General features: G+C 64.1%; 26 protein-coding genes. 18 read left to right on the top strand and 8 right to left on the bottom strand.

Annotated elements, in window-relative coordinates:
• The first annotated feature begins 96 nt into the window (after positions 1–96).
• On the top strand, positions 97–486 hold the full coding sequence (locus tag JQ587_RS10480) for a DUF4189 domain-containing protein (RefSeq protein ID WP_212425243.1): 390 nt from the start codon (positions 97–99) through the stop codon (positions 484–486).
• A 20-nt stretch (positions 487–506) separates the two neighbouring features.
• Here the strand turns inward: JQ587_RS10480 and JQ587_RS10475 are convergent, their stop codons facing one another.
• Positions 507–2297 carry a CYTH and CHAD domain-containing protein gene (locus tag JQ587_RS10475; protein WP_212425242.1) on the bottom strand — a complete coding sequence of 597 codons (1791 nt, stop codon included), beginning with the start codon at positions 2295–2297 and terminating at the stop codon, positions 507–509.
• A gap of 200 nt (positions 2298–2497) precedes the next feature.
• Here JQ587_RS10475 and JQ587_RS10470 point away from each other — a divergent pair, with 200 nt between their 5' ends.
• Complete coding sequence (locus JQ587_RS10470; protein WP_212425241.1) at positions 2498–2908, top strand: DUF2000 family protein; 411 nt, start codon at positions 2498–2500, stop codon at positions 2906–2908.
• Between the two features lie 141 nt (positions 2909–3049).
• Positions 3050–4075 (top strand): alcohol dehydrogenase AdhP, encoded by a 1026-nt coding sequence (adhP, locus tag JQ587_RS10465; RefSeq protein ID WP_212303067.1) that lies wholly within the window; start codon positions 3050–3052, stop codon positions 4073–4075.
• Between the two features lie 10 nt (positions 4076–4085).
• Here the strand turns inward: adhP and JQ587_RS10460 are convergent, their stop codons facing one another.
• The 3 genes from JQ587_RS10460 to JQ587_RS10450 are packed head-to-tail and all read right to left on the bottom strand — an operon-like array spanning position 4086 to position 5308.
• On the bottom strand, positions 4086–4499 hold the full coding sequence (locus JQ587_RS10460) for a GFA family protein (protein WP_212425240.1): 414 nt from the start codon (positions 4497–4499) through the stop codon (positions 4086–4088).
• 12 nt (positions 4500–4511) lie between these two features.
• Entirely contained in the window at positions 4512–4976 is a 465-nt protein-coding gene (locus JQ587_RS10455) for an SRPBCC family protein (protein ID WP_212425239.1), read from the bottom strand.
• Entirely contained in the window at positions 4973–5308 is a 336-nt protein-coding gene (locus tag JQ587_RS10450; RefSeq protein ID WP_212303070.1) for an ArsR/SmtB family transcription factor, read from the bottom strand. Before JQ587_RS10450 ends, JQ587_RS10455 begins: the two co-directional genes overlap by 4 nt.
• A 107-nt stretch (positions 5309–5415) precedes the next feature.
• Between JQ587_RS10450 and JQ587_RS10445 the strand changes: the two genes are divergently transcribed.
• From JQ587_RS10445 to JQ587_RS10400, 10 genes are all read left to right on the top strand, one after another.
• Positions 5416–6099, top strand: a complete 684-nt coding sequence (locus JQ587_RS10445) for a TetR/AcrR family transcriptional regulator (protein WP_249154246.1) — start codon at positions 5416–5418, stop codon at positions 6097–6099.
• The gene (locus tag JQ587_RS10440; protein ID WP_212303072.1) at positions 6096–6884 is read left to right on the top strand and encodes an HlyD family secretion protein; all 789 of its coding nucleotides are present in this window, start codon (positions 6096–6098) and stop codon (positions 6882–6884) included. Before JQ587_RS10445 ends, JQ587_RS10440 begins: the two co-directional genes overlap by 4 nt.
• Positions 6881–7810 carry an ABC transporter ATP-binding protein gene (locus tag JQ587_RS10435; RefSeq protein WP_212425237.1) on the top strand — a complete coding sequence of 310 codons (930 nt, stop codon included), beginning with the start codon at positions 6881–6883 and terminating at the stop codon, positions 7808–7810. The genes JQ587_RS10440 and JQ587_RS10435 overlap by 4 nt, the downstream gene beginning before the upstream one ends.
• Positions 7807–8970, top strand: a complete 1164-nt coding sequence (locus JQ587_RS10430; protein ID WP_212303074.1) for an ABC transporter permease — start codon at positions 7807–7809, stop codon at positions 8968–8970. The genes JQ587_RS10435 and JQ587_RS10430 overlap by 4 nt, the downstream gene beginning before the upstream one ends.
• Before the next feature lie 130 nt (positions 8971–9100).
• Positions 9101–10408: an adenylate/guanylate cyclase domain-containing protein gene (locus JQ587_RS10425; protein WP_212303075.1), complete on the top strand. Its 1308-nt coding sequence runs from the start codon at positions 9101–9103 to the stop codon at positions 10406–10408.
• A 114-nt stretch (positions 10409–10522) separates the two neighbouring features.
• Positions 10523–10723, top strand: coding sequence for a hypothetical protein (locus tag JQ587_RS10420; protein WP_212303076.1), 201 nt, complete (start codon positions 10523–10525; stop codon positions 10721–10723).
• A 118-nt stretch (positions 10724–10841) separates the two neighbouring features.
• A complete protein-coding gene (locus JQ587_RS10415) occupies positions 10842–11573 on the top strand; it encodes a GntR family transcriptional regulator (RefSeq protein ID WP_212303077.1) in 732 nt (243 codons plus the stop codon).
• A 51-nt stretch (positions 11574–11624) separates the two neighbouring features.
• A complete protein-coding gene (locus tag JQ587_RS10410) occupies positions 11625–12869 on the top strand; it encodes an MFS transporter (RefSeq protein WP_212425236.1) in 1245 nt (414 codons plus the stop codon).
• Positions 12870–12891: 22 nt separating this feature from the next.
• The gene (locus JQ587_RS10405) at positions 12892–13785 is read left to right on the top strand and encodes an amidohydrolase family protein (RefSeq protein WP_212425235.1); all 894 of its coding nucleotides are present in this window, start codon (positions 12892–12894) and stop codon (positions 13783–13785) included.
• A 119-nt stretch (positions 13786–13904) separates the two neighbouring features.
• Positions 13905–14819: a PhzF family phenazine biosynthesis protein gene (locus JQ587_RS10400; RefSeq protein ID WP_212425234.1), complete on the top strand. Its 915-nt coding sequence runs from the start codon at positions 13905–13907 to the stop codon at positions 14817–14819.
• Between the two features lie 33 nt (positions 14820–14852).
• Here JQ587_RS10400 and JQ587_RS10395 read toward each other — a convergent pair whose 3' ends face one another.
• Both JQ587_RS10395 and JQ587_RS10390 read right to left on the bottom strand, forming a co-directional pair.
• Entirely contained in the window at positions 14853–15314 is a 462-nt protein-coding gene (locus tag JQ587_RS10395) for a DUF488 domain-containing protein (RefSeq protein ID WP_212425233.1), read from the bottom strand.
• Positions 15315–15323: 9 nt separating this feature from the next.
• Complete coding sequence (locus JQ587_RS10390) at positions 15324–16160, bottom strand: DUF72 domain-containing protein (RefSeq protein WP_212425232.1); 837 nt, start codon at positions 16158–16160, stop codon at positions 15324–15326.
• 108 nt (positions 16161–16268) lie between these two features.
• Here JQ587_RS10390 and JQ587_RS10385 point away from each other — a divergent pair, with 108 nt between their 5' ends.
• The 4 genes from JQ587_RS10385 (at position 16269) to JQ587_RS10370 (ending at position 19918) form a co-directional block, all read left to right on the top strand.
• A complete protein-coding gene (locus JQ587_RS10385) occupies positions 16269–16649 on the top strand; it encodes a hypothetical protein (RefSeq protein WP_212425231.1) in 381 nt (126 codons plus the stop codon).
• Between the two features lie 140 nt (positions 16650–16789).
• Complete coding sequence (locus tag JQ587_RS10380; RefSeq protein WP_212303084.1) at positions 16790–16996, top strand: hypothetical protein; 207 nt, start codon at positions 16790–16792, stop codon at positions 16994–16996.
• Positions 16997–17254: 258 nt separating this feature from the next.
• The gene (locus JQ587_RS10375; protein ID WP_212425230.1) at positions 17255–18382 is read left to right on the top strand and encodes a glycosyltransferase; all 1128 of its coding nucleotides are present in this window, start codon (positions 17255–17257) and stop codon (positions 18380–18382) included.
• A 30-nt stretch (positions 18383–18412) separates the two neighbouring features.
• The gene (locus JQ587_RS10370) at positions 18413–19918 is read left to right on the top strand and encodes a glycosyltransferase family 39 protein (RefSeq protein WP_212425229.1); all 1506 of its coding nucleotides are present in this window, start codon (positions 18413–18415) and stop codon (positions 19916–19918) included.
• Between the two features lie 13 nt (positions 19919–19931).
• Here the strand turns inward: JQ587_RS10370 and JQ587_RS10365 are convergent, their stop codons facing one another.
• Positions 19932–21047 (bottom strand): glycosyltransferase family 25 protein, encoded by a 1116-nt coding sequence (locus JQ587_RS10365; RefSeq protein ID WP_212425228.1) that lies wholly within the window; start codon positions 21045–21047, stop codon positions 19932–19934.
• Between the two features lie 23 nt (positions 21048–21070).
• On the opposite strand from JQ587_RS10365, the gene JQ587_RS10360 reads away from it, so the two are divergent.
• A complete protein-coding gene (locus JQ587_RS10360; protein WP_212425227.1) occupies positions 21071–22882 on the top strand; it encodes a glycosyltransferase in 1812 nt (603 codons plus the stop codon).
• Between the two features lie 63 nt (positions 22883–22945).
• On the opposite strand, the gene JQ587_RS10355 is transcribed toward JQ587_RS10360, so the two are convergent.
• Positions 22946–24832 carry a CHASE2 domain-containing protein gene (locus tag JQ587_RS10355; RefSeq protein ID WP_212425226.1) on the bottom strand — a complete coding sequence of 629 codons (1887 nt, stop codon included), beginning with the start codon at positions 24830–24832 and terminating at the stop codon, positions 22946–22948.
• Positions 24833–24835 lie beyond the last annotated feature (3 nt).

Below are 24835 nucleotides of genomic sequence, written 5' to 3'. Positions count from 1 at the left end.
CACATTCCAGATCACTGATTTCAACCACTCGTTCACCATCTGGAAACGACCGCCGCTTAGAGTCCCGTCCACCTGCCTTGGGGGGAGGGGTTTTCCATGGCTTCGAACGTCGTCGCGCGCCGTTGCGCGATGTTTTTCTTTGCGCTGTCGGTTGGTGTCGCCGGCGCCCGTTATATCACCGACGCCCACGCGGCCGGCGCATTTGCCGTCGGCAAGTGCGGCGCTTACGGCCAGGCCTATGATTACGGTGCCGAGCATGAGGCGCGTGCGGCTGCGCAGAAGCAGTGCAAGGGCGACTGCACGACCGTAACGATGAAGCGCGCCTGTGCGGCGATGTCGGTCGATATGACCAACCCCTGCGGCGCCTATGGCTACGCCGTGAAGCCGAAGATCTCGGCCACGCTCAATGCCGCCACGCGCGAATGCTACAAATACGGCGGCAAGGAATGCGTGATCCGCGCCTGGGCCTGCGACGCCAAAGGTTGATCAAGGGCTGAAGCGGCCGATCAGGCCCCGGCGCCGGCCGACCAGGGCACCTTCGTTCTGACGAACTCCGACCAGGCCTTGTTCAAGCGCGGCTCGACGCCGACCATGGCGTGCGCCTGCCAGCCGGCGATGGCTGCTGCGGCAGTGCTGCTGCCTGACTCCGGACCAATGTCTGCGAGCAGTGACGCCGTCGTCGCCATGTCATTGTAGATGCCGAGCTGCTGTTGTAGTTCGGCGAGCTTGCTCGAAAAGCGCTTGGCGGATTTTCGTTCGCCGTAAAGCGGCAGCAGGAAATCAGCGACGTAGCGTAGTTTCTTCGCGGCAAGCCGGACCCGGTGTCGCTCTTCCGTGCTGCGTGATTTGAAACGGCGGCCGCGCTTGAGCACCTTGGCGTGTTGGGTCGAAAGGATGCGTTGGGCGAAATTGGTCGCGGGCTCGGCCAGTTGTCCCAGATGTTCCGGCGCGACGTCGCTGCGCCATCCGCGCGCTTCGATCCAGCCGCCAAGGCCGATCAGGAAATACGACGTGCGGCGATCGGCCAGCACCTGGCGCACTTTGTCGTAGCTGGCGACCCGGCGCTGCTCGACGGCGTGTTCAAGCGTGTCGAAGCCCGCGATCGAAGGGCAGCCTTGCGCGACGATGCGCAATGTGTCTTGCTGAAAGACGTCCCAGTCACGCGCGGGCGAGAGATTTAGCGCCAGCCATCTGGCCTCCGACCGCAACAGGTCGAGCTTGTTCAGCGACACCACCGATCGCATCAGGTCCAGCGCGGACCGCAGGCGGCGCAGCGCGACGCGAAGCTGGTGGATGCCTTCGGGATCGCGTCCATCCTCGGCGGCTGGAATCGACTGGAGCAGATGATGCAGGCAGGCGCGCAGGATCGCGGCAAAAGTCTCGTCGAGCGACGAGGATGGATCGAGCCGAAGCTTGCGCGGCTTTCTGACGGCCGGCGGGACGCCCGACGCGAGCTCGAAGCCGCGCGCCGATTTGCTGCGAATGGAAGGCCTGGCCGGCCCATGCTCGGCAAGCCGGAGTGCGAGCTCCCAGATGGCGGACGGGTTGCCAGCCTTGAGCTCGAGTTCGATCTCGCTGACCTGAAGCGACCGATCGCCGGCGGTCAGATGGCCCTGGTCGAAGGCAATTTCGACCGAGCCCGACGGCAGGTCGACGATGCGTTGATGCCGGCGAATGTCGGTGCTGAAGACCGCTTCGAGTGGACGGCGCGCGAGATCGGCGCGTAGTTTCTCCGGGAGGAAGGGCAGCGCCAGCGTGACGTCGGGTGTCATGGAAGGCACGCTCGCCTCCCATTCGCCACGCCGCAGCGGATCGTTGCCAGATTCGGTCTTCACCGTTTGCGTGAAGCGCGAACCGCTCTGGCGAACCCGAAAGTTCAGTCCGTTACGTTGAAGCGCACGCTTGGGCGTATCGTAGTAGACGGCCCTGAGGTGCTTACGCGAGCCTTTGTTGCGCGCGTTTGCGACAATGACGGGCGCGTTGCCGAAATCGGCGAGGCGATCGGCGGCGACCAGCAGCTTGAGCTCGATTTCACTGGCTTGCGGCGCGACCTCGCGGGAAGGAGCAATTTCCGGCGCGGCCGTTGCTGTGCGCGCTTCGTCAGTCGAGCGGTCGGCCTGAACAGACTCGTTACGCGAAGATTCATTGTCAGGGAGTTCGGAACCGGGTGCCTCGCCCGCGGACGGAACGGTGAAGGTGCCAGATGTCCTTCTGTCGTCCGGGACCGGATGACCGTTGGCCTTCGCAAGCCGCTGCACGGGTTCGAGGGCTCGCTTGATCGCGCCAGTTTCGGACATGCAAGGTTTATGACAGTTCAGTGACAGAGCGCCGACGTATACCCGACTTGGCCAGCGAGGAGAAGCGCAGCCGGTCGCATCTCCGTTGAAATTTCCGAGCTGTGATCGATGGGTCAATCCAGGTTACGTTCATGTCGAGCGTCGGCGCGCGCAGAATCTTCGTTTCTTTCCCGGCGCTTGGATGTGTGTTGGGAGAATTCATGCAGTTCGACACCAAGATTGCCGTCGTCATCCGCAACGATCTGGAAGTCTGGCAAAAGCTCAATGTTGCCTCGTTCCTGACGAGCGGTATTGCGGCTGCCTTTCCGGAGTGCATCGGCGATGCCTATGAGGATGCCTCGGGCACGAAATATCTTGCGCTGATCGGTCAGCCGATCCTGATCTATGGTGCTGATGGTCCGGCGCTGTCGCGCGCACTCGACCGTGCGCTCACCCGCAACGTCATGCCAGCGGTCTATACCGAGGACATGTTCAAGACCACGCATGACGCCGCCAATCGCGAGGCGGTGAGGGCGGTCGCGCGTGCCGATCTCAATCTCGTCGGCATTGCGATGCGCGCCGAGCGCAAGGTGATTGACAAGATTATCGATGGTCTGAAGTTCCATAGCTGACGCCAGCAGCGTCCATCGTGGCGCCGTCACCAGGACGTGATGAGGACACCGCGCTGCGTAAAGTTTGTGCGGTTTGACCCCAATCAAACGGGGGCTGTGTGGCTTCGCTAGTCTGCTCGCGCAATGCAAAGGAGCAGACAGATGCCGACCATGAAAGCCGCCGTCGTCAGACAATTTGGCAAGCCGCTGGTGATTGAGGACGTAGCGGTGCCGGAGCCCGGTCCGGGCGAGGTTCTCGTCAAGGTGAAGGCCTGCGGCGTCTGCCACACCGATCTGCACGCCGCGACCGGTGACTGGCCGGTGAAGCCGGTTCCGCCCTTCATTCCCGGGCATGAAGTCGCCGGCATCGTCGCCGCCCTCGGGCCCGGCGTGAAGAATCTGAAGGTTGGCGACGCCGTGGGCGTGGCCTGGCTGCACGACGCGTGCATGTCTTGCGAATATTGCGAGACCGGCTGGGAGACGTTGTGCGAGCACCAGCACAACACCGGCTACAGCGTGAACGGCGGCTTTGCTGAATACGTCATTGCCTCCGCCGCCTTTGCGGCGAAGCTGCCGGCGACGATCGATTTTGCCGCTATTGCGCCGATCCTGTGCGCTGGCGTCACCACCTACAAGGGATTGAAGGAGACCGAGGCCAGGCCCGGCGAGTGGGTCGTGATCTCGGGGGTCGGCGGCCTCGGCCACGTCGCGATCCAATACGCCAAGGCGATGGGGCTCAAGGTTGCAGCCGTCGACATCGCCGCGGACAAGCTCGCGCTTGCGCGGGAGGCCGGTGCCGATCTCGCGGTCAACGCGCTTGCGGCGGGCGCCGTGGACAATGTCCTTGCGGCAACCGGCGGCGGGGCGCACGGCGTGCTGGTGACGGCGGTCTCGACCGCTGCCTTCGCCCAGGCGTTGAAGATGGTGCGCCGGAAGGGCACCGTCAGCCTCGTCGGCCTGCCGCCGGGCGAATTCCCGACACCGATCTTCGACGTCGTGCTCAAGCGCATCACGGTGCGTGGCTCCATCGTCGGCACGCGCCGGGATCTCGACGAAGCCATCGCGTTCGCCGCCGACGGCAAGGTCAAGGCTGAGGTGGCGAAGGTGCCGCTGGCTGAGATCAACGACGTCTTCGACCGGATGAAGGCCGGCAAGATCGACGGCCGCATGGTGCTCGACTTTGGCTGAGGCCTTCGCCTCAGCCCGGCGGCATCGTCTCGAACTTGGCGAGGCCGGGATCGAGATGATCCCAGTCATGCCCGCGCGCGGCGTAGGTGACCACTTGCGGCTTGTAGCGCGCGGGCTCGTCGAGGCTCGCAGCGCGGATGGTGAAGATGTCGGGCATGGCGGCAAAGGTCATGTAGACCGGCAAGCCGCACTCGGGGCAGAAGGCGCGCGTCTTCACGTTGCCGCTGTCGCCAACCATGTCCCATGTCTTGGCCTTGCCCGTCACCGTGACCCCGGCGCGCGCGAAGGTGGCGTACGAGCCATGGCCGGTGCCGCTTTCACGCTGGCAGTCCCGGCACTGGCAGTGGTTGCTGAACAGAGGCTCGCCGGTGATCGAATAGCGGATCGCGCCGCAGGCGCAGCCGCCGGTATAGGGCTTGTCCATGGTGATGGCTCCTCAACTGCTTTCGCCGCTGATCTCGTCGAGTTGCCGGACGACCTTCTTCCAGCCGCCGCTCATGACACTGTACGCGCTCTCGTTCCTGGGCATGACGAAGCCCGCGTGAATCAGCTGGATTCGTGTGCCGGCTTCGACCGGGGTGAGGGACCACGTCACGACGGTGTCGAGCGGTGCGCCATAGCCGGTGTTGCGCTCATGGCCGCCTTTCCAGGCGTAGACGAGACGCCTGCCAGCCACGACCTCCAGAACACGGCAATGAATGACGCCGTCCCAATTGCCGCCCGGCGTGGTTTGAAAGGTAAAAGCCGTACCTTCGACGGCTTCGAAACCGGTCGGCTTCATCAGCCAGCGCGCGATCAGTTGCGCATTGGTCAGCACCTTCCAGACGGTCTCCGGCGCATGAGGGAGCACCTCATCGATGACGATGTCTTTGGTCTCGGTTTTCAACGCAGCTGCACTCACGGGTCGATCTCCTTCAAGAGGTCACGCAGGTTCTGGAAGCGCTCGCGCCAGAACACGCCGTAATGATCCATCCAGGTCACCAACGGTTCGAGGCCTTGCGGGGCGGCGCGGTAATAGACGTTGCGGCCCTCGGCGCGCTCGGCGACGAGGCCGGCCTGCTTCAGCGATTTCAAATGTTGCGAGATCGCGCCCTGCGTGACGCCGCTGCCGCGCGTCAGCTCGGCGACGCTGATCTCCTTGCTGTCGAAGACGCGCTCGAACACCGCGCGGCGGGTTGGATCGGCGAGGGCGCGCATCACGGCGGTGACAGGATTGGGGACGGCTTCGATCATGTCAATCAATTAGCAATTACTAATTCATTAGTCAATGCTAATTTGTTTGCGTGTCTCGGACATGAATGCTGATTGACTATGACTGACTAGTCAGTCATAAATGAACAATGTCAAAGAAGTCCACCAGAGCGGTTGCGAAGCCAGCAACTCACACCCCCGAGGTTGGCGGGGAAGCGGCTGCTCCCGCGTCGAGCCGCGCTGCGCGCGCGGCGGAACGACGTGCGGCGATCGTCGAGGCGGCGATGGAGGAATTCATTGCGCGCGGCTTTGCCGCGACGCGGCTCGACGACATTGCCAGGCGCGCAGGCGTCGCGAAGGGCACGATCTACCTGCACTTCAAGGACAAGGAATCGATGTTCGAGGAGCTGGTGCGCACGGTGATCGTGCCCGTAGTGGCGAGGCTGAATGCGCTGCCGCCGCCGACGGGCTCGGTACGCGATCTGATCGAGGCGTTTGCCGGCAACTTCATCAAGGAGGTGATGGGCACGCGGCGCGGAGATCTCGTCCGCCTGATCGTGGCGGAGGGGCCGCGCTTTCCGGCCGTTGCCGACTTCTACTACCGTGAGGTGGTCTCGCGCGGGATGGCCGGCATGCGCGCGCTGATCGAGCTCGGCATCGCCCGCGGCGAGATCCACCAGAAGAACCTTGCGCGCTTCCCGCAGATCCTGGTCGCGCCGGCGATGATCGCCGTGATCTGGCAGAGCCTGTTTGCACGGTACGCGCCGCTCGACGCGCAGGACATGCTGCGTGTCCATCTCGATTTGATTTTTGGCGAACGGAGGACGACATGAGGTCGTCGCAAAGGATATCTGCAATCGTATTGGCCGTCGTGCTTGCAACATCGCTTGCCGGTTGCAAGGAGAAGCGCGATCCCGGCTTCCAGGGCTGGGTCGAAGCCGACATGATCTATGTCAGCCCGGACGAAGCCGGGCGGGTGATCAAGCTGGACATCCGAGAAGGCGACGTGGTGAAGGTTGGCGACGCCTTGTATTCGGTCGATGACGATCTCCAGCTTGCCGATCTCAACCAGACCAAGGCGACGCTGGCCAATGCGCAACAGGTGTTCGATCGCGCGGATTCCCTGCGCAAGACCGGCTCAGGCACGCAAGCCGCGCTCGATTCCGCGGTCTCGGACTTGCGGGTTGCGCAGGCGCGGGTGGTGACCTCGCAGACGCGGCTGGCGCGGCGCAAGGGATTTGCGCCTGTCGCCGGCACCATCCAGCAGATCTATTTCCGTGAGGGCGAGATGGTGGCGGCGCAACGACCGGTGCTCTCGATCATGCCGCCCGGCAACATGAAGCTGCGCTTCTTCGTGCCGGAGACGGAGCTGCCGAAACTGTCGATCGGCGACGAGGTGCGGGTGGCCTGCGACAATTGCGCCGCCGATCTCACCGCAAAGATCTATTTCATCGCGACCTCGGCCGAATACACCCCACCGGTGATCTACAGCCTCGAAGAGCGCAACAAGCTCGTCTACCTGATCCAGGCGCGGCCCTCGCGGCCGGACGCGTTGCGGGTCGGACAACCGATCGACGTCTATCTCAACCCGAAGACTCCGGTGGCGGACAAGCGATGAGCGCCGGCAATGACATCGCGATCGACGTCAAGGGCCTGACGAAATCGTTCGGCGGCCGCGAGGTCGTGCACGATCTGTCGATGCAGGTGAAGCGTGGCTCGATCTACGGCTTCCTCGGGCCGAACGGCTCGGGCAAGACCACGACCATCCGGATCCTCTGCGGCCTGCTGACGCCCGACAGCGGCGAGGGCACCTGCCTCGGCTACGACATCCTGCGCGACGCCGAAAAGATCAAGCGCCAGGTCGGCTACATGACCCAGCGTTTCAGCCTGTATCAGGACCTCTCGGTGCGGGAGAATCTCGAATTCGTCGCGCGGCTCTATGGCCTCACGGATGCGCGCGGTGCGGCACGCGACATGATCAAGCGGCTCGGGCTCTCGGGTCGCGAGGATCAGCTCGCAGGCGAGCTCTCCGGTGGCTGGAAGCAGCGGCTGGCGCTAGGGGCTTGCACGCTGCCCAATCCAAAGCTGCTGCTGCTCGACGAGCCGACCGCCGGCGTCGATCCGAAGGCGCGGCGCGATTTCTGGAACGAGATCCACGCGCTCGCGGCCGAAGGGCTCACCGTGCTGGTCTCGACCCATTACATGGACGAGGCCGAACGCTGTCACGAGATCGCTTATATCGCTTACGGCCATCTCTTGACGCACGGCACCGTCGATGAGGTGATCGCGAAATCCGCGCTGGCGACTTATACCGTCACCGGCGAGTTGAACGGCCTCGCCGCCGAGCTCGCCGGCAGGCCCGGGATCGACATGGTGGCCCCGTTCGGCACCTCGCTGCACGTCTCGGGCCGCGACTTGGCGGCACTCGAAGCCAGCATCGCGCCGTGGCGCGAGAAGAGCGGCCTGCACTGGCAGAAGTCGCATCCATCGCTGGAAGACGTCTTCATCGAGCTGATGGGCCGCTCCAAGGATAATTTCCAATGAGCACAATCCGGACAACCGACGCCATCGGGGAGATCCGCGGCCGCTTCGGCTTCTGGCGCCGCTCCTATGCCATGATGGCGAAGGAGTTCATCCAGCTTCGGCGGGACCGCGTCTCGTTTGCGATGATCGTGGCGATTCCGGTGATGCAGCTTCTCTTGTTCGGTTATGCCATCAACACCACGCCGCACCATCTGCCAAGCGCGGTGCTGCTCCAGGAGGACTCCGATCTCGCTCGTTCGGTCCTGAAGGCGTTGGAGAATACCGCCTATTTCCGCTTCATCTACGAGGTGCACGACGTCGACGAGTTCGACAATCTCCTGAAGTCGGGCAAGGTGCTATTCGGCGTCGAGATCCCGCGCGGCTTCGAACGCGCGGTGCGGCGCGGCGACAAGCCGGCGCTGCTGGTCGCCGCCGACGCGACCGATCCGGTCGCGGCAAGCTCCGCGCTCGGCTCGCTCGGCATGATCGTGCAGACCGCGCTCGCGCACGATCTCTACATCGGCGCCCCCCCGGCACCGCCGTTCGAGATCCGCGCGCACGCGCGCTACAATCCCGCCGCGGAATCGCGGCTCAACATCGTGCCGGGACTGGTCGGCACCATCCTCACCATGACGATGCTGATCTTCACGGCACTGTCGGTGACGCGCGAGATTGAACGTGGCACCATGGAGAGCCTCCTGTCGATGCCGATCAAGCCGGTCGAGGTGATGATCGGCAAGATCGTTCCCTACATCCTGGTCGGATTCATCCAGGCTTTCCTGATCGTCAATATTGGAGTGTTCCTGTTCGGCGTTCCGGTGCTCGGCAATCTGTTTCTGCTGGCGGCACTTTCGACCCTTTTCATCGCCGCAAATCTCGCGATCGGCTACACGTTCTCCACCATCGCGCAGAATCAACTACAGGCGATACAGATGTCGTTCATGTTCTTTCTGCCAAGCATTCTCTTGTCCGGATTCATGTTCCCGTTCGCGGGCATGCCGAATTGGGCGCAATATGTCGGCGAATGCCTGCCGCTGACGCACTACATCCGCATCGTCCGCGCCATCATGCTGAAGGGCGCGTCCATGCCAAATCTGCGATTCGATGCGCTGGCGCTGGCTGCGCTGATGCTGGTCGCCATGACGATCGCCGTGACGCGCTTCCGCCGCACGCTGGATTGAGGCACAATGTCCTCTGGCGTCATTCCGGGGCGCACGAAGTGCGAACCCGGAATCTCGAGATTCCGGGTTCGCTGCTCCGGGCCGCGTTTCGCGGTCCCGTCGCATCGCCCCGGAATGACTGGGGGACGGAATGGTCGGCTTTACGAATTGGAAGAGACGCGGGGGCGCCGTTCTCTCGGAGGAGTTCGAGCGCGAGCTGACGCGCGAAGTGCTGCGCACCGAGCTGTTGCGGGTGAAGGCGCTGATCGCCACCGGCCTCGTCATGATGGTCCTGCTCACGGCAACCTTCGTGATCGATCCCGCCATCTCGAACCGGATCTGGCGCGGGACGGAGGGCATGGTCCGCGAATATGTCCTCGTGGCGGGCTTCCTGCTCTTCGAGGTCTGGGTTCATGGCCAGATCAGGCGAAACCTGAAGCTCGATCGCGACCTGCCGGTGATCAGGCGCTATATCGGTGCAACCATCGAAACGTCGCTGCCGACGCTCATCCTGATCCTCCAGATCCGCAGCATGGGCGCGAGCCAGGCGCTCGGCTTCGTGTTGCCGCTGGTCTATTTCATCTTCGTCATTCTCTCGACGCTTCGGCTCGATTTCTGGCTGTCCACCTTTACGGGATTTGTCGCCGCCGCCGAGCTCCTGGCTGTCGCGCTGTACTACAATTCGGCCAGCGACACCGGCGAGCCCCTGATCTACTTCCACGTGGTGCGCAGCGCCGTCATCCTGGTCTGCGGCGTGCTCGCGGGTTCGGTCGGCGCGCAGTTGCGACGACAGTTCGCCGCGAGCATCGCGGCGGCCACGGCGCGCGACCGGGTGACCAATCTGTTCGGCCAGCATGTGTCGCCGCAAGTGGTCGAGCGGCTGATGGCGGAGGGGACGAGCGCGGCCGGTGATCTGCGCCGCGTCGCCGTGATGTTCGTCGATTTCCGCGGCTTTACGGCAGGCGCGCAGTCGCGCACGCCGCAGGAGGTCGTCGACCGGCTCGACGGTGCCTTCGCGGTGCTGGTCGATATTCTCGACCGCCACGGCGGCATCGTGAACAAGTTTCTCGGCGACGGCTTTCTCGCGCTGTTCGGCGCCCCGCTGGAGGCCTCCGATGCCGCGCATCGATCTGTCGCGGCAGGCCGCGAGATGCTGAGCGCAATGGACCGCATCAATGCGCAGACGAGCTGGCCGCTCAGGATCGGCATCGGCATCCATTTCGGCGAGGTCGTTGCCGGCAATATCGGTTCGCCCCGGCGCAAGGAATACACTGTGATCGGTGATACCGTGAATTTCGCCTCCCGGCTCGAGGCGCTCAACAAGGAGTTCGGCACCCAGCTTCTGATCTCGGCGACCGTGCGCGAAGCGCTCGGCGATGACGGCGAGGATGCCGTGTCCCTCGGCGAGGTCACCGTTCGCGGTTACGAGCAGCCGGTGGCGGTGTTTCAGCTGGGATGAGGACTGCTCGCGTTTGTTTGAAGGCGCGCACCGAAATATCCTCGCTGGTTCTCCGCTCTTGCACTCAGGACGTCGAAATTCTTTCGATGTCCGTTTGCCACGCGGAGAAAATCCATGATCCGATTGAGCCTTGTCTCGGCCGCCCTGATTGCCGCTGCTGTTTATCAAATCGAAGCTGCGTCCGCCCGCGACGTCGCGCCTGCGCGGCGCGGTGTGATGCACGCGACGGCGGGTTGCGTCAGGGCGCCAGCTGAGGGGGCCTTTGCCACCGCGCCCTACAAGGAGCCGCCCTGCATGCCGAACACCACGAACTGACGATCGAAGCGGACGGGGCGGGGCCGGCGGAAGCTGCGGCGCCGGCCCCGCATCTCGATGCGTTACGGTATCATGGTAGTCCTTGACTCCGCTTTCATGTAGTCATCTACATGACTAGATGAATTCAGCCCCGCGCGACGACCGCCTGCCACGCTACCAGCGCCTGCGCGATGATCTCGCTGCGCGGATCAACCGCAACGAATGGCGGCCGGGTGAGCCGATCCCGTCGGAGGCCGAGCTGGGCGCCCATTACGGCGTCGCGATCGGCACCGTGCGCAAGGCGATCGACCAGCTCGTCGCGGACGCCGTGCTGGAGCGCCAGCAGGGCCGCGGCACCTTCGTGCGCAGGGCGCGCTTCAACTCCTCGCTGTTTCGCTTCTTCCGCTTCCAGTCCGAGAGCGGCGAGCGGCGCGTGCCGAAGAGCCGCATCATCCGGCGCAGAAGCGTGCCCGCGACATCAGCGGTGGCATCAGCCCTGCGCATCCCGGTCGGCGAAGCCGTGATCAGCTTGTCGCGCCTGCGCCTGATCGACGACGTGCCGCTGCTCGCCGAAGAAATCTGGCTGCAGCAATCGCGCTTCGCGAAGATCCTGGACATCGACACGGCCGAGTTCGGCGACTTGCTTTATCCGCTCTATGAAGAGCGCTGCGGCGAGGTCGTGGTCTCCGCCGAGGAAATCCTGACGGTCGAGATCGCCAACGAGATGCAGGCGCGGCTGCTCAGGCTCGAGGCCCATGCACCGCTGATCGTGATCGAGCGCCTCGCGCTCGATCTGGAGCGGCGGCCGATCGAATGGCGCCGCTCGCGCGGGCCGGCGGACCGCTTCCGCTACCACGCCGAGATCCGGTGACGGCGGCCTTCCAACGACACCAAGCAATAAACGCGTACAAGGGTAGGAAACATGTCGAACTGGTACAGTGAAAGCTCGCCGCTGGAGCGGCGCACGTTCTGGGCAAGCTTTGGCGGCTGGGCGCTGGATGCGCTCGACGTCCAGATGTTCGGCCTCGCCATCCCGGCGCTGATCGCGGCCTTCGGCATCAGCAAAGCGGACGCCGGCCTGCTCGGTTCGGTCACGCTGTTCTTCGGCGCGTTCGGCGGCTGGCTCGGCGGGGCGCTCGGCGATCGTTTTGGTCGCGTCAAGGCGCTCCAGATCACGGTCGCGGCTTTTGCGCTTGCGACTTTCGCGTCGGCATTTGCGATGAGCTACACTCAGCTCGTGGTGCTCAAGGCGATCCAGGGCCTCGGCTTCGGCGCCGAATGGGCCTGCGGCGCGGTGCTGATGGCCGAGATCATCCGTCCCGAGCATCGCGGCAAGGCGCTGGGTTCGGTGCAGAGCGCTTGGGCGGTCGGCTGGGGCGCGGCGGTGCTGCTATCGGCGCTGATCTTCACCTACGCGCCGGCGGATATCGCCTGGCGAATCCTGTTTGCGATCGGATTGCTGCCGGCGCTGCTCATCATCTTCATCCGCCGCGGGCTGAAGGAGCCGCCGCGCGCCGCTGCCAAGGACGCAGAGACGCCATTCCTGGCCACGCTCTCAGGCATATTCCATCGTGACGTGCTGCGCTCGACCTTGGTCGGCGGTCTCTTTGGCATCGGCGCCCATGGCGGCTATGCCGCACTGACGACGTTCCTGCCGACTTATCTGCGCGAGGTGCGGCACTTGTCGGTGCTCGGCTCCAGCGGCTATCTCGCCGTCATCATCGCTGCGTTCTTCTGCGGATGTGTCACGAGCGGGATCGTCAGCGACCGGATCGGCCGCCGGGCCAATGTCGCGCTGTTTGCCAGCGCCTGCATCGCCACGGTGCTGATCTACATCTTCGCGCCGCTGACCAATGGCCAGATGCTGGTGCTCGGCTTTCCGCTCGGCTTCTTCTCGGCTGGCATTCCCGCCAGCATGGCGGCGCTGTTCAGCGAGCTCTATCCCGCGGGCGTCCGCGGCACCGGCGTCGGCTTCTGCTACAATTTCGGCCGTGTCGTCTCCGCCGCGTTTCCCTTCCTGGTCGGCTTCCTCAGCGATCGCATCGGACTCGGCCCCGCGATCGGCATCGACGCGGCGTTTGCTTATTCACTGGTGCTGATCGCGGTGCTGCTCCTGCCCGAAACCCGCGGCAAGGTGTTCGAGCAGGCCGCGGCGACGCGCGCCTGACGACGGATGGGGAGAAATGACCATGACGTTGCCCCGGCGCGGCCTGACGCGCCGCCAGTTTGGTGCGGGTGTTGCGTCGTTCGCCATGGCGACCGCGACGACAGCCAGGAGTGAGGCGGCCTTGCCAACGATCGATACGCACGCCCATGTGTTTCACCGTGGCCTCAAGCTTGCGCCGGGTCGGCGCTACGCGCCCGATTACGACGCGCCGCTGTCGCTCTATCTCGAGCAGCTCGATCGCAACGGCATGACCAATGGGGTGCTGGTGCAGCCGAGCTTCCTCGGCACCGACAATTCCTATCTCGTCGACTGCCTGAAACGAACCGGGGGGCGCCTGCGCGGCATCGCCGTCGTCGATCCCGTCATCCCTGCAGGCGAGCTAGGTGAACTCGATCGCGCGGGCGTCGCCGGTATTCGCCTCAATCTCGTCGGCCAGCCTTTGCCCGATCTCGCTTCGAGCGAGTGGAAGGGATTGCTCGCAGGCGTGAAGGCGATGGGCTGGCAGGTCGAGATCCAGCGCAACGCGGCCGATCTCGCCGTGCTCGTGCCGCAGCTGCTCGATCACGGAATCACTGTCGTGCTCGATCATTACGCGCTGCCCGATCCAAAGCTCGGGGTCACCGATCCCGGCTTTCAATCGGTGCTGAAACTCGGGGCGAGCCGGAACGTGTGGGTCAAGGTCTCCGCGCCGTATCGCAATGGCCCGGCCGGCGAGAATTTTGCCAAGGGCGCCTATCCACTGCTGCGTAGCGCTTACGGTTCCGATCGTCTGCTGTGGGGCAGCGACTGGCCGCACACGCAGTTTGAGGCGACGCAGACTTACGCGAAGAATCGGCAATTCCTTGACACGCTGATCGTCGATAAGAGCGAGCGTGCACAGGTGCTGGCATCGCCGCGGCCGCTCTTCCGCTTCTGACGCGCTGTCGCGATTGCTCCGATTGCACTGAATTTTGGGGCATGACGGACAATGTTTTGAGCTTGTAGAGTGCTGCGCGAGGCGGCCGGTCGCGGCCGCCATTTGCGTGAGGAAGCACCATGCAGCGCCGCTATGTCACCGTCGATGTGTTCACCGACCGCGCCTTCGGCGGCAACCAGCTCGCCGTGGTGCTCGACGCCGCCGGGCTGTCCACGCAGCAGATGCAGGCGATCGCGACCGAGTTCAACTATTCCGAGACGACCTTCGTGCTGCCGCCGCGCGACAAGGCCAACGATGCCGAGGTGCGCATCTTCACGCCGGTCAGGGAGATGCCGTTTGCGGGGCATCCCAATGTCGGTACCTCCTTCGTGCTGGCGAACCTCGCCAAGGAGCCGAAGCCGCGGTTGCTGTTCGAAGAGAAGGCGGGCCTCGTGCCAGTCGACATTTTCCGGGAACAGGGGAGGGTCATCGGCACCGAACTCACTGCACCGCAGCCGCTGTCCCGATTGGCAGAAGTTTCCGCCGCTGACGTTGCGGCCTGCATCTCGTTGACGGCCGATGACATCAGGACCGATCATCATGCGCCGCAGGTCGTCGGCGTCGGAACGCCGTTCCTAGTGGCGGAGGTGCTTTCGCGCGATGCGCTCAAGCGAGCAAGGCCCGATGCGGCCGCGTTCGGCAGAGTTTTGCCGCGCGACGACGCACGCTCGGTGTGGTTCTATACCCGCGATGTGCTCGCGTCGGAGGTGCCTAGCGAGCGGCAAGCGCGCATGTTCATGCGCGGCGCAGGCGGTCTCGCCGAGGACCCCGCAACCGGTAGCGCCACCGTCGCCGCAGCCGCGCTGTTCGCTGACCTCGATCCTATCCGGGATGGCGAGTTGAAGCTCACGGTCGGCCAGGGCTTTGACATGGGCAGGCCGAGCCTGCTGTTGACACGCGTGCGTAAGCAAGGCGGCAAGATCGTCTCCGCTCATGTCGGCGGCAGCTGCGTGCAGATGATGGAGGGGACGTTTAGGCTCGCGGGCGAGGGGTAGACGGATCTCTCCGGTCATGACGGAGAACGTCGTTTAGACCTGCCGTGCCGCCAAATTCTTCACCGCCACGCCATCGCGCTCCTCGATGATCTCCGCGATCATCTGGCGGTGGCAGTGGGTGTGGTCGCGCTCGTAGCAAAGCAGGCAGACGGGGCCGGCCTTCTTCACCAGCGCCGAGAGCTCGTCCATCTGTTCTCGGGCTTCCGGCGTCTTCAGGTGCTTTGAGAAGATCTTCTCCAACACGTCGTATTGTCCGCTGCGGGCCGCAAGCCGTCCCTCTTTGGGTGTGCCGAGGCTAGCGAGATGAACATAGGCGATGCCACGCTCATCGAGGCCCGCGGCAAGCTGCTTCTTGGAAAAGCCCGGCCGTCGCGACGACGTCACGGCGCGCACGTCGACCACGAGCTTGACGCCGGCCTGCTCCAGCTCGTCCAGCACGGCCTTGGGCGGCGTCTGCTCATAGCCGATGGTGAAGAGTTTCTTCGCCCTGGCCATCAATGATCCTCAGCTTATCCGCGCGATCAGTTCCATGGCGCCGTGCGGTGCGCGCACCTTGCCCTCGTGAATGACATAGGCGAACACGTCGCGCGGTTCCTTCTTCGGCTTCGCCTTGTCGACTTTCGGGAGGTCGTCGGGTTCACCGCCGTCGGCCCAGGCCTGAAAGCGCTCGGCCCAGGCATCTAACTGCTTTGGGGGATAGCAGGTCTTGATCTCGTCATTGCCTTTCTGCAGCCGGGCATAGACGAAATCGCCGGCGACGTCGGCGATCGCCGGATATTTGCCGTGCTCGGCGAACACGACCGGCGTCTCGAATTCGCGGATCAGCGCGATGAAGTCCGGCGTGCAGAAGCTGTCATGGCGCACCTCCACGACATGGCGTAGCGCACGTCCCTCGAGCTTGCGCGGCAACAGTTCCAGAAACTTGCCGAAATCGGCGCCGTCGAATTTCTTGGTCGGCGCGAACTGCCACAGCACCGGCCCGAGATGATCGCCAAGTTCCAGTACGCCGGAATCATAGAACCGCTTGATGGAATCGCCGGCCTCGGCCAGCACGCGACGATTGGTGGCAAAGCGCGGCCCCTTCACCGAGAACACAAAGCCCTCAGGCACCTCGCTCGCCCATTTGCGAAAGCTCTCCGGCTTCTGCGAGCCGTAATAGGTGCCGTTGATCTCGATCGAGGTCAGCTTCGAGGCGGCATAGGATAATTCCTTCGCTTGAGTCAGCTTCTCCGGATAGAACACGCCGCGCCACGGCTCGAAGGTCCAGCCGCCGATACCGATGAAGATGTTGCCGGATTTTTTGGACGCGGTTTTTGCTTTGGCCACGGGAGGATCTCGCATCGACGGGAAGGGGAGGACTGCATCCTATTCAAACCAGAAGTGATTGGCCAGTTGTCGCTTCCTGTCTAAGCTTCCGCCCGCGATCTGCGAAGAAAAAAGGAGAACAAGATGCGGATGCTGATGCTGGGAGCCGCGCTCGTCATGATGACATCTGCTGCCACGACATATTCTGCGATCGCGGATGACGATAACACCAAGGGCGCCCAGAAGCTCGCCATGCAGGGCCGCGACGATTACTGGCATTGCCTGGCGCGGGAATATTCGCGCGACAGCAATCAGGGTCTGTCGGAGCAGGAGTTCGGCCGCTCGGTCGCCGGCGCCTGCCCGTCGGAGCGGCAATATTACCGGGTCGCGCTGCTCGACTATCTCACCACGCAATATCCGAACATCGATTCCGGCGCCCATCTCGCGACCGCGAACCGGGCGGTGGAGTCGGCGCAGAAGGACATCGTGACCGCCTACGTCAAGCACAGGCCGCCGTCAAAATAGGGAGCGGCGAATGGCCAATAGCGAATAGGGAAGGAGGGGCAGCTTTGTTCGCTACTCGCCATTCGCCCGTTTTGGAGCCCTTCCGGCCGCGCGTTCATCCGTGGTATGATTGGCTGCTCTTGGAACAGGGACGGGTTGGCATGGCGTCTGAGTCGGTAGGTGGCATTTGTGGCGCGATCGTCGCAGCGATCGCGCTGGCGGTTGCCGTCGTCTTCGGACCGATCGGGCAGTACGGGAAGCCCCCCAAGCCGGCCAAGGTCGAGCCGGCTCCGGCCGCCATGGCACCCGCAGCCCCGGTGGCGCCGGCGCCTCGGGGCCCGGTGATCCGGGAAGTCCCAAACCAGTAACGGGTTTGAAAAAGGGCGCTTTCGCCCCCTTGCGAAGCCGATCTCGCATTCCTATCTAGCTTCTAACGGCGACGTTGAGGGTCACCTCCGGCGCTGGGACGACCTTGGAATAGCTTGGGCTTGCGCCGGATGTACGCGCGGTCCGCCGTTCCGGGGTCGTTGGCATTTTAGGGCCCTTTTGGCCCGTTCCCCAGGGATCCCCGGCTTATTGGTTCAAGAACTTGGCATCGCTGGACGCGGCGGATATACGCTGCCGTCATGAATGAAGCGATCAGACCGGGCATCGACAATCAGGCTCAAGAGGGGCCGGAACTGTCGATCATCGTCCCGACCTTCAACGAGCGTGACAACGTCACGGTGTTGTACCGGCGGCTGGAGGCGACGCTCGTCAACGTCGCCTGGGAGGTCGTGTTCGTCGACGACAATTCGCCGGACGGCACCTGGGACGTCGTGCGCGCGCTGGCTCTGAAGGACAGCCGCGTGCGCTGCATCCGCCGCATCGGCCGCCGCGGCCTGTCCGGCGCCTGCATCGAGGGCATCCTGGCATCGAGCGCGCCTTACGCGGCCGTGATCGATGCCGACCTCCAGCATGACGAGACGCAGCTGCCGAAGATGCTGCTGCTGCTCGCAAGCGATCAGGCCGACCTCGTCGTCGGCAGCCGCTACATCGAGGGCTACAAGAGCGAAGGCTTCAACAAGCAGCGCGCCGGCGCCAGCGCGCTGGCGACCGAGGTTGCCAAGAAGATGCTCCGGGTCGAGATCGCCGACCCCATGAGCGGCTTCTTCATGGTCCGCCGCGACCGTTTCGAGCAATTGGCGCCGAAGCTCTCGGTGCACGGTTTCAAGATCCTGCTCGATCTCGTCGCGACCGCGCAGGGCAATTTGCGCGCCGTCGAAATTCCCTACACATTCGGCGCCCGTCAGCACGGCGAGAGCAAGCTCGATTCCATGGTCGCGCTGGACTTCCTCGGCCTCGTGCTCGCGAAGCTGACCAACGACATCGTCTCGCTCCGCTTCATCCTGTTTGCGATGGTCGGCGGCATCGGCCTCGTGGTGCATCTCACCACGCTGTTCATCGCGCTTCAGCTGATCAAGGTGCCGTTCGCGGAGGCGCAGGCCGCGGGCGCGATCGTCGCCATGACGACCAACTTCATCATGAACAACTTCCTCACCTATCGCGATCAGCGACTGAAGGGGTTCGGGATCCTGCGCGGCCTGATCATGTTCTACATCGTGTGCAGCGTCGGCCTGCTCGCCAATGTCGGCGTCGCCTTCTCGGTCTACGACCAGGAGCCGATCTGGTGGCTGGCTGGCCTCGCCGGGGCGCTGATGGGCGTGGTGTGGAATTACGCGATGTCCGGACTGTTCGTCTGGCGCAAGAAATAGCGCGCCAGGGATACAGCCAAGGAAACCGGTATGGGCGGGGCTGACGCGCGGATCGTCCGCAATACGGCGCTGGTGCTCCTCGCGCTGGTCGCATTGCGGCTGGTCGCGGCCGCCTTCACGCCGATCACCTTCGACGAAGCCTATTACTGGATGTGGTCGAAGAACCTCGCGGGCGGTTACTACGACCACCCGCCGATGGTCGCCTACGTCATCCGCGCCGGCACCATGATCGCCGGCGATACCGAGCTTGGCGTCCGCCTCGTCTCGATCCTGCTCGCGCTGCCGATGAGTTACGCAATCTATCGCACGGCGGCGATCCTGTTCGGCGGCGCCCGCGTGGCGGCGACCAGCGCCATCCTGCTCAACGTGACGATGATGGCCTCCGTCGGCACGCTGATCGTGACGCCGGATGCGCCGCTGCTGGTTGCCTCCAGCTTCGTGCTGTTCTTCCTCGCCAAGGTGCTGGAGACCGGCCGCGGCGTCTGGTGGCTCGCGGTCGGCGCGGCGGTCGGCGCCGCGCTGCTGTCGAAATATACCGCAATGTTCTTTGGCGCCGCGATCCTGATCTGGCTTGCTTCTGTGCCGAAGCTGCGGCGCTGGTTCCTTTCACCCTGGCCCTATCTCGGCGGCCTCGTGGCGCTGGCGCTGTTCTCGCCGGTCATCCTCTGGAATGCGGATCATCACTGGGTCTCGTTCGTCAAGCAGCTCGGCCGCGCCAGGATCGAGGACTTTCGTCCGGTCTTCATTGCCGAGCTGATCCCGACGCAGTTTGCCTTCGCAACCCCGCTGGTCTTCATCCTCGGCGCGATGGGGCTGCATGCGCTGACCTGGCGCCGCGCCGGTGCGCTGGCCTCGCGCTTGCTGATCGAGACGATGTTCTGGACCATCGTTGCCTATTTCGTCTGGCATTCGCTGCATGCCCGCGTCGAGGCCAATTGGTTCGCGCCGGTCTATCCGCCCTTCGTCATCGCGGCGGCAGCCGCAGCCAACCTCGCGCAGTGGAAACCGCCTGCACGACGGCTGGTCGATTTTTGCCTGCGCTGGGCCGCACCCACCGGCATCGTGATGTTCGCCGCGCTGATCCTGCAGGCCAACACGGGCTGGCTGTCCGGCTATCGCCGCGACGCCACCGTGCGCAGCGTCGGGATAGGCTGGCGCGAGCTTGCCGCCGGGATCGAGGCGGAACGCGTCCGCAATGGCGCGCGCTGCGTGCTCACGCCGGATTACGGCACCACCGGCTGGCTCGCCTTCTATCTGCCGCCCGGCAGCTGCGTGGTGCAGCAGAACCAGCGCATCCGCTGGGTCAACATGCCCGAGCCCGATCCGAAGCTGCTCGCGGGCAAGCTGCTCTATGTCGACGAGCTGCGTCCCGACGGTCATCCGTTCCTGAACGACCTCTTCGCGAAGGTGACACGGGTCGGCGAGCTGCAGCGCAAGCGCGGGCCGCTCGTGGTCGAGACCTACGGCATCGATCTGCTCGAGAACGCCAAGGGCGACGTGCTGGACCGCTCGCCGCCGCCCGAACTCCAGCCCTGAACCGGGCCGCTGCCTACCAGCGGGGGATTTCGCCGGTCGGAACGGTCGTCGAGACCGCGTTGTTGTTTCCGGGAATGACAAGCGGACTGAGGCAGGCATAGGCCTCGATCGAGGCGTAGATGAAGTTCATCATGCCATCGATCCCCAGGACCGGGACCATGCGGTTGAACATCGGAATTTTCAGAAAGCGGTTCTCCATCGGCAAGCAGAGCTCCAGGAGTTTCTTCGCGCCGCGAGGCGAAACCACGTAACCTGCCGTGCCGAAGCAGGTGGTGAGCCGCAAGGCGGCGACGTCTGATGTCGATCTTTGAAACGCCGCCGCACTTTCGTCGGTTGGCCGTTTTGGCATGAACATCATGGTGGACTTGAAGCCGGGCGCCAGTTCGACTTCGAGGGTGGTGTCGGTGTTGTAGCCGAGTGCGACGTAGTCCCAGTCCTTGAGGCCGCGAAGAACGTCCAGGCGCTCGGTGATGTCATGGCGGATGATCGCGTCGTCTTCGAACACGAGCGCCGGGATTCCGGATTGAAGTGTCTGTTGCCAGATCCGGACATGGGAGGCCGCACACCCGACGGCACCCGCAGTGAATTGTGCTCCCGGCACAACCAGGTTCATGCCAAGCGCGTCCTCCGGCGAAAGCGATGCGCCATCGGATGCCTGAAATCGTTCGAAGGTGATCTTGGTCCCGGCGTTGAGCCTCAGGAAGCTTTCGTACTTTTCCGGCTGGCGGTTGAGGTTGACCACAATGTTCTTCATGCAACGACCGGTTTCAAAAATCGGATCAAGCGCGCTGAGTGCCGATCGCTGCCATAGCAACGGCTCCCTTGATTCGCCACGCGCCGGCGGACCCAGGCGAAAGCGCTGTCCAGCTTCAAGCAAGCTCCAAGGAATAATTGTGCGGTGGCAACCTTCCTGCGGCCCCAGGAATCGGATTGCGCCCCGCTTTCTCAAGATCCGGATGGTATCTGATGAATTATCACGACGGCACTCTCGCAAGAGCAAACGAGACTTCGACAGAGCCGTCTTCGCTGACGCGGGATGAATATTATCAGATCTGCCTTCGACATCTGAAAACGGGCGAGCTCGAGCAGGCCGAAGCCCGTTGCCGGGAAGGGCTGGCAGCAGACGCAAGCCACGCAGGCCTCCTTCATCTGATGGCCGGTGTGTCGCTGCTCAACGGGGATTACGATGCCGCCATCAACTGGGCCGGCCGTGCTCTCACGAACGAGATGAAGGCGACTTATCTCGCAACGTTCGGGACGGCGCTGCTCGGCAAGGGACTCCAGGAGCAGGCGTTCGAAGCGTTTCAGCGGGCGATCGCGCTCGATCCCGTCGATCCCTCGATCTGGGAGAACTTTGGCAACGCCTTGAACGGGGCAGGGCATGGCAACCAGGCGAGCCTCTGCTTTTTGATCGCTCGCGCGTATCAGAAACTGCCGTTTCTCGGCGCGTGCCGTTCTGTCCCTCGCAACGGCTGGAATGCGCAGACGAGAGAATTCAATCCGCATCTTCGGAGCCGCGCAAGGTCGGCAGAAGCCCGCGATCCCATCCATTGCTTCTGGTCGAACGCTCCGCTGAGCGAGATGTCGCGTCTCTCGCTGCAGTCGATGGTCCGTCACGGTCATCCGGTCAAGCTGTACACCTACGACAACGTCGCCGCCATGCAGGCGCGTGTGCCGCCCGGGGTGATGGTCGCCGATGCCGCAAACCTCGTGCCGGGAGCGATCTACCAGCACGCCGTTCTGAACAGCGAGATCCGCTATTTCAGCGACATCTTCCGCTATGCCGTTCTCCATGAATTTGGCGGATGGTGGCTCGATACGGACATCGTGCTCGTGAAGCCCCTGGATTTTGGACGGGAGCACGTGTTTTCCGCGCAATGGTCGGGTGTCGAGAACGGGCATGTCTGCGTCGGTGACGTGATGCGCGCGCCCAAGGGCTCGATTCACATGGCCAATCTCTATGCCCTGTCGCTTCAGCGGCTCTTCAGCGAGAAGCGTGTCGAATACGGCGCGGTGGGGCCTTTGCTGCTCAGCGAATATCTGCTCGTGGCAGGCGACGAGGAGCTCCAATCCTCGATCCTGCCGCCGACGACCTTCAATGCGATCGACTGGCGTGAGGTGGACCTGTTCGCCGCCGAAGGCCGGGCCGGCTTCGATCTCTTGAGCGATCCCCGCGTGACGGGTGTCCATCTCTGGGGAAAGATGTGGGCCGAGCGGGGGCTGCGCTTCGATGCCGTGCCCGACCAAAGCGTGGCGGGTTATCTCAAGAAGCTGGTGCTCGATCCGAATTGGCTAACGCAGCTTGCGGCGAAATACGATTCGGATAAGGGCGCGGTCTACAAGGGGCATCTCGCTCATCACTATACGCGCGTCTATCACGAGCTGTTCCGATCGAAGGCGCTCGAGCCCATTCGTATCCTGGAAATCGGTCTGTGCCGGGGGCGGGTCGAAGGCTGGGCTCAGGATCAAGTGCCCTCGCTGCAAATGTGGCTGGATTACTTCCCGAATGCCGAGGTCATCGGCGTCGACATCGAGGATTTCAGCTGGTTCTCCCACCCGCGCGTCAGGATCCATCGCGTCGACCAAGGCGACCGCAGCATGCTGGAGCAGCTTGCAGCCAGGGAAAAGCCGCTGGACATCATCATCGACGACGGCTCTCACGCCTCGGTGCACCAGCACCTGACGCTCGGCGTGCTGTTTCCCTCACTGAAACCGGGCGGCTTGTTCGTGATCGAGGATCTGGACTGGCAGCCGCCGGAGATTCCGTCGGGCGGTGCGCCGCTGGTCAAGGATGCGCTCAACGCCATGAAGCAGAGCGGGGTGTTCACGTCCAATGTCATGACCGAGGCGGAAGCGAAATTGATCTCCGACGACGTCGACGAGATCCTAATCAACGACAGCTTCCGCGAACTGATGTCGCGCGGCCTGCTCGGCGGCCTGGGCGTGCTGAGGCGCAAAGTTTAGCGGGCAGCCGCTCTGCGCTGTCGTCCCGGCGAAGGCCGGGCCTCCACCGGGACGACAGCGGAGCTAGTCGATCATCTCGACCTTGGCCGCCGCCTGGCTCGGCTTGTCCTGATCGCTCCAGAACCAGACGGTGACGACGCCGGAGCGGCCGCGGATCTGCGTGAGCAGGGGGCCTGACAGGACACCGTCGGGAGCTCCGTGGAAGTCGGCCGCATCCAGCAATGCCTCGCTCAGTGCGAGCCGCGCGTGGTTTTGCGCGGCGACCTCCATCAGCCGGCTTGCGAGATTGACGGTATCGCCGTTGGCCGTGATGTGCTGGTGACTCTCACCGAGACGCGACGCGATGATCGGGCCGAAATGCGCGCCGATCTTGAATCCGAGCCGGCCGCCGATCGCCGATGGCAGCGACGCGATCCAGCGTTCGACGCCGCGATGCAGGTCGATCGCACATTTCAGAGCACGCGCCGCGTCGTCCGGCATCGCACCGGGCAGGCCGAACAGGATCATGGCGCCGTCGCCGAGAAAGCTCGTGATCATGCCGCCACAATCAACCGCTGCCTTGTCGATCAGCGCATGGAACGCCTTCAGCATGTCCTGGAGTTGGTCGGGTTCGATCCGTTGGCTCAGTGCCGTGAAATCAGACAGATCGATGAAGACGACGGCCGCATCCTGCCGGACCGGCTTGGCCAGGAAGTCGGGATCGCGGGCCAGCCATTCCTGCACGGCGGGCGCCTGAAGCTTTGCGAGCGACCGGCTCTTGGCGGCGAGATATTGCGTGCGGCGGCCTCCCGCCCACAATTGTACCCCGATGAACACGGCGACCGGCGGCACCACGGCCGCGAGCGTGGTCGCGGCATCGAGCCAGACGCCGTGTGTGAACGCGAACAGGTTGAGCCCCGCCCAGGCGGCCATCACCGCGGCTGCCGCGACGAAGCCGAGCGCGCTGCGCCGCCAGGCGAGCAGGCCCACCAGCAGCATCGGCAGCAGGATCGCGACCAGCGCATCAGCCATGTGAACCTTGCGGTCGCGCACGATGCTGTCGCCGGCGACGAGATGCGTGATCGCGGTCGAGATGACCTCGACGCCCGGCATCAGGGAATCGAACGGCGTTGGAAAGAAGTCGCTGCCGCCGGCCACGGAGGCGCCGATCACCACGATCCGGTTCTCGATCGCTTTGCGGTCGAGCGTGCCGTCGAAAATGCTCTGCGCGCTCACGGTGCGGATGGTGCGGCGCGGGCCGTAATAGGTGATCGGCAGCGCAAAGTCGGTGTCGGTCGGCACCGCGCGATCGCCGAGCATGAGATGGTCGGGCGCGATCGTCAGCGGCCTGTCGAGGGCGTGGCTTGCGACCCGCAGCGGAAACGACAGTTCGACCTTGTCGCCGGTCCGGAACAGCATGGGGACCGAGAGTGGAGAGCCCGATTGTCCGGTCGCGACGTTGACGATCCCGACATCGGCGTGATCGGCGAACGCCGGCAATGGCAGCAGGAAGCGCTCGGCCTCGGGCAGGGCGGCGAGCGGCCCGGCGCTGCCGGACGCCACGGTCTCGCTCGCGTTCGGGAAAATCGCCGCCCCGGCGAGCACCATGGGCCCGGTGGCAAGCGTGTTGGCCAGCGTGGCGTCGCCGATCGCGGCGCTTCGGTCGATCAGCAGCAGATCGATCGCGACCACCTTCGGCTTGAACTGCACGATCGTGTCGACGACGCGGGCGAGATCGGCGCGCGGCAACGGATAGGTGCCGCCGCGTTTTACCACGGTGTCGTCGATGGCGACGATGGTGACGAGATCGGGTGGCGGCACCACGCCGCGCGCAAGCGTGCGCAGGTCGGCCAGCGTCGCCTCGAGCCGATCGAGAAAGCGCAGATGGCCGCCGGCGTGGGCGGCGAAAACGCCGGCGCCCCACAGGGCCGCGAGGACGAGGGCCATCACGATCTGAACGCGTCTATTCATTAC

Source organism: Bradyrhizobium manausense (assembly GCF_018130615.1).
Lineage (GTDB): Bacteria > Pseudomonadota > Alphaproteobacteria > Rhizobiales > Xanthobacteraceae > Bradyrhizobium > Bradyrhizobium manausense_A.
This window is presented reverse-complemented; position numbering and strand designations above follow the sequence as displayed.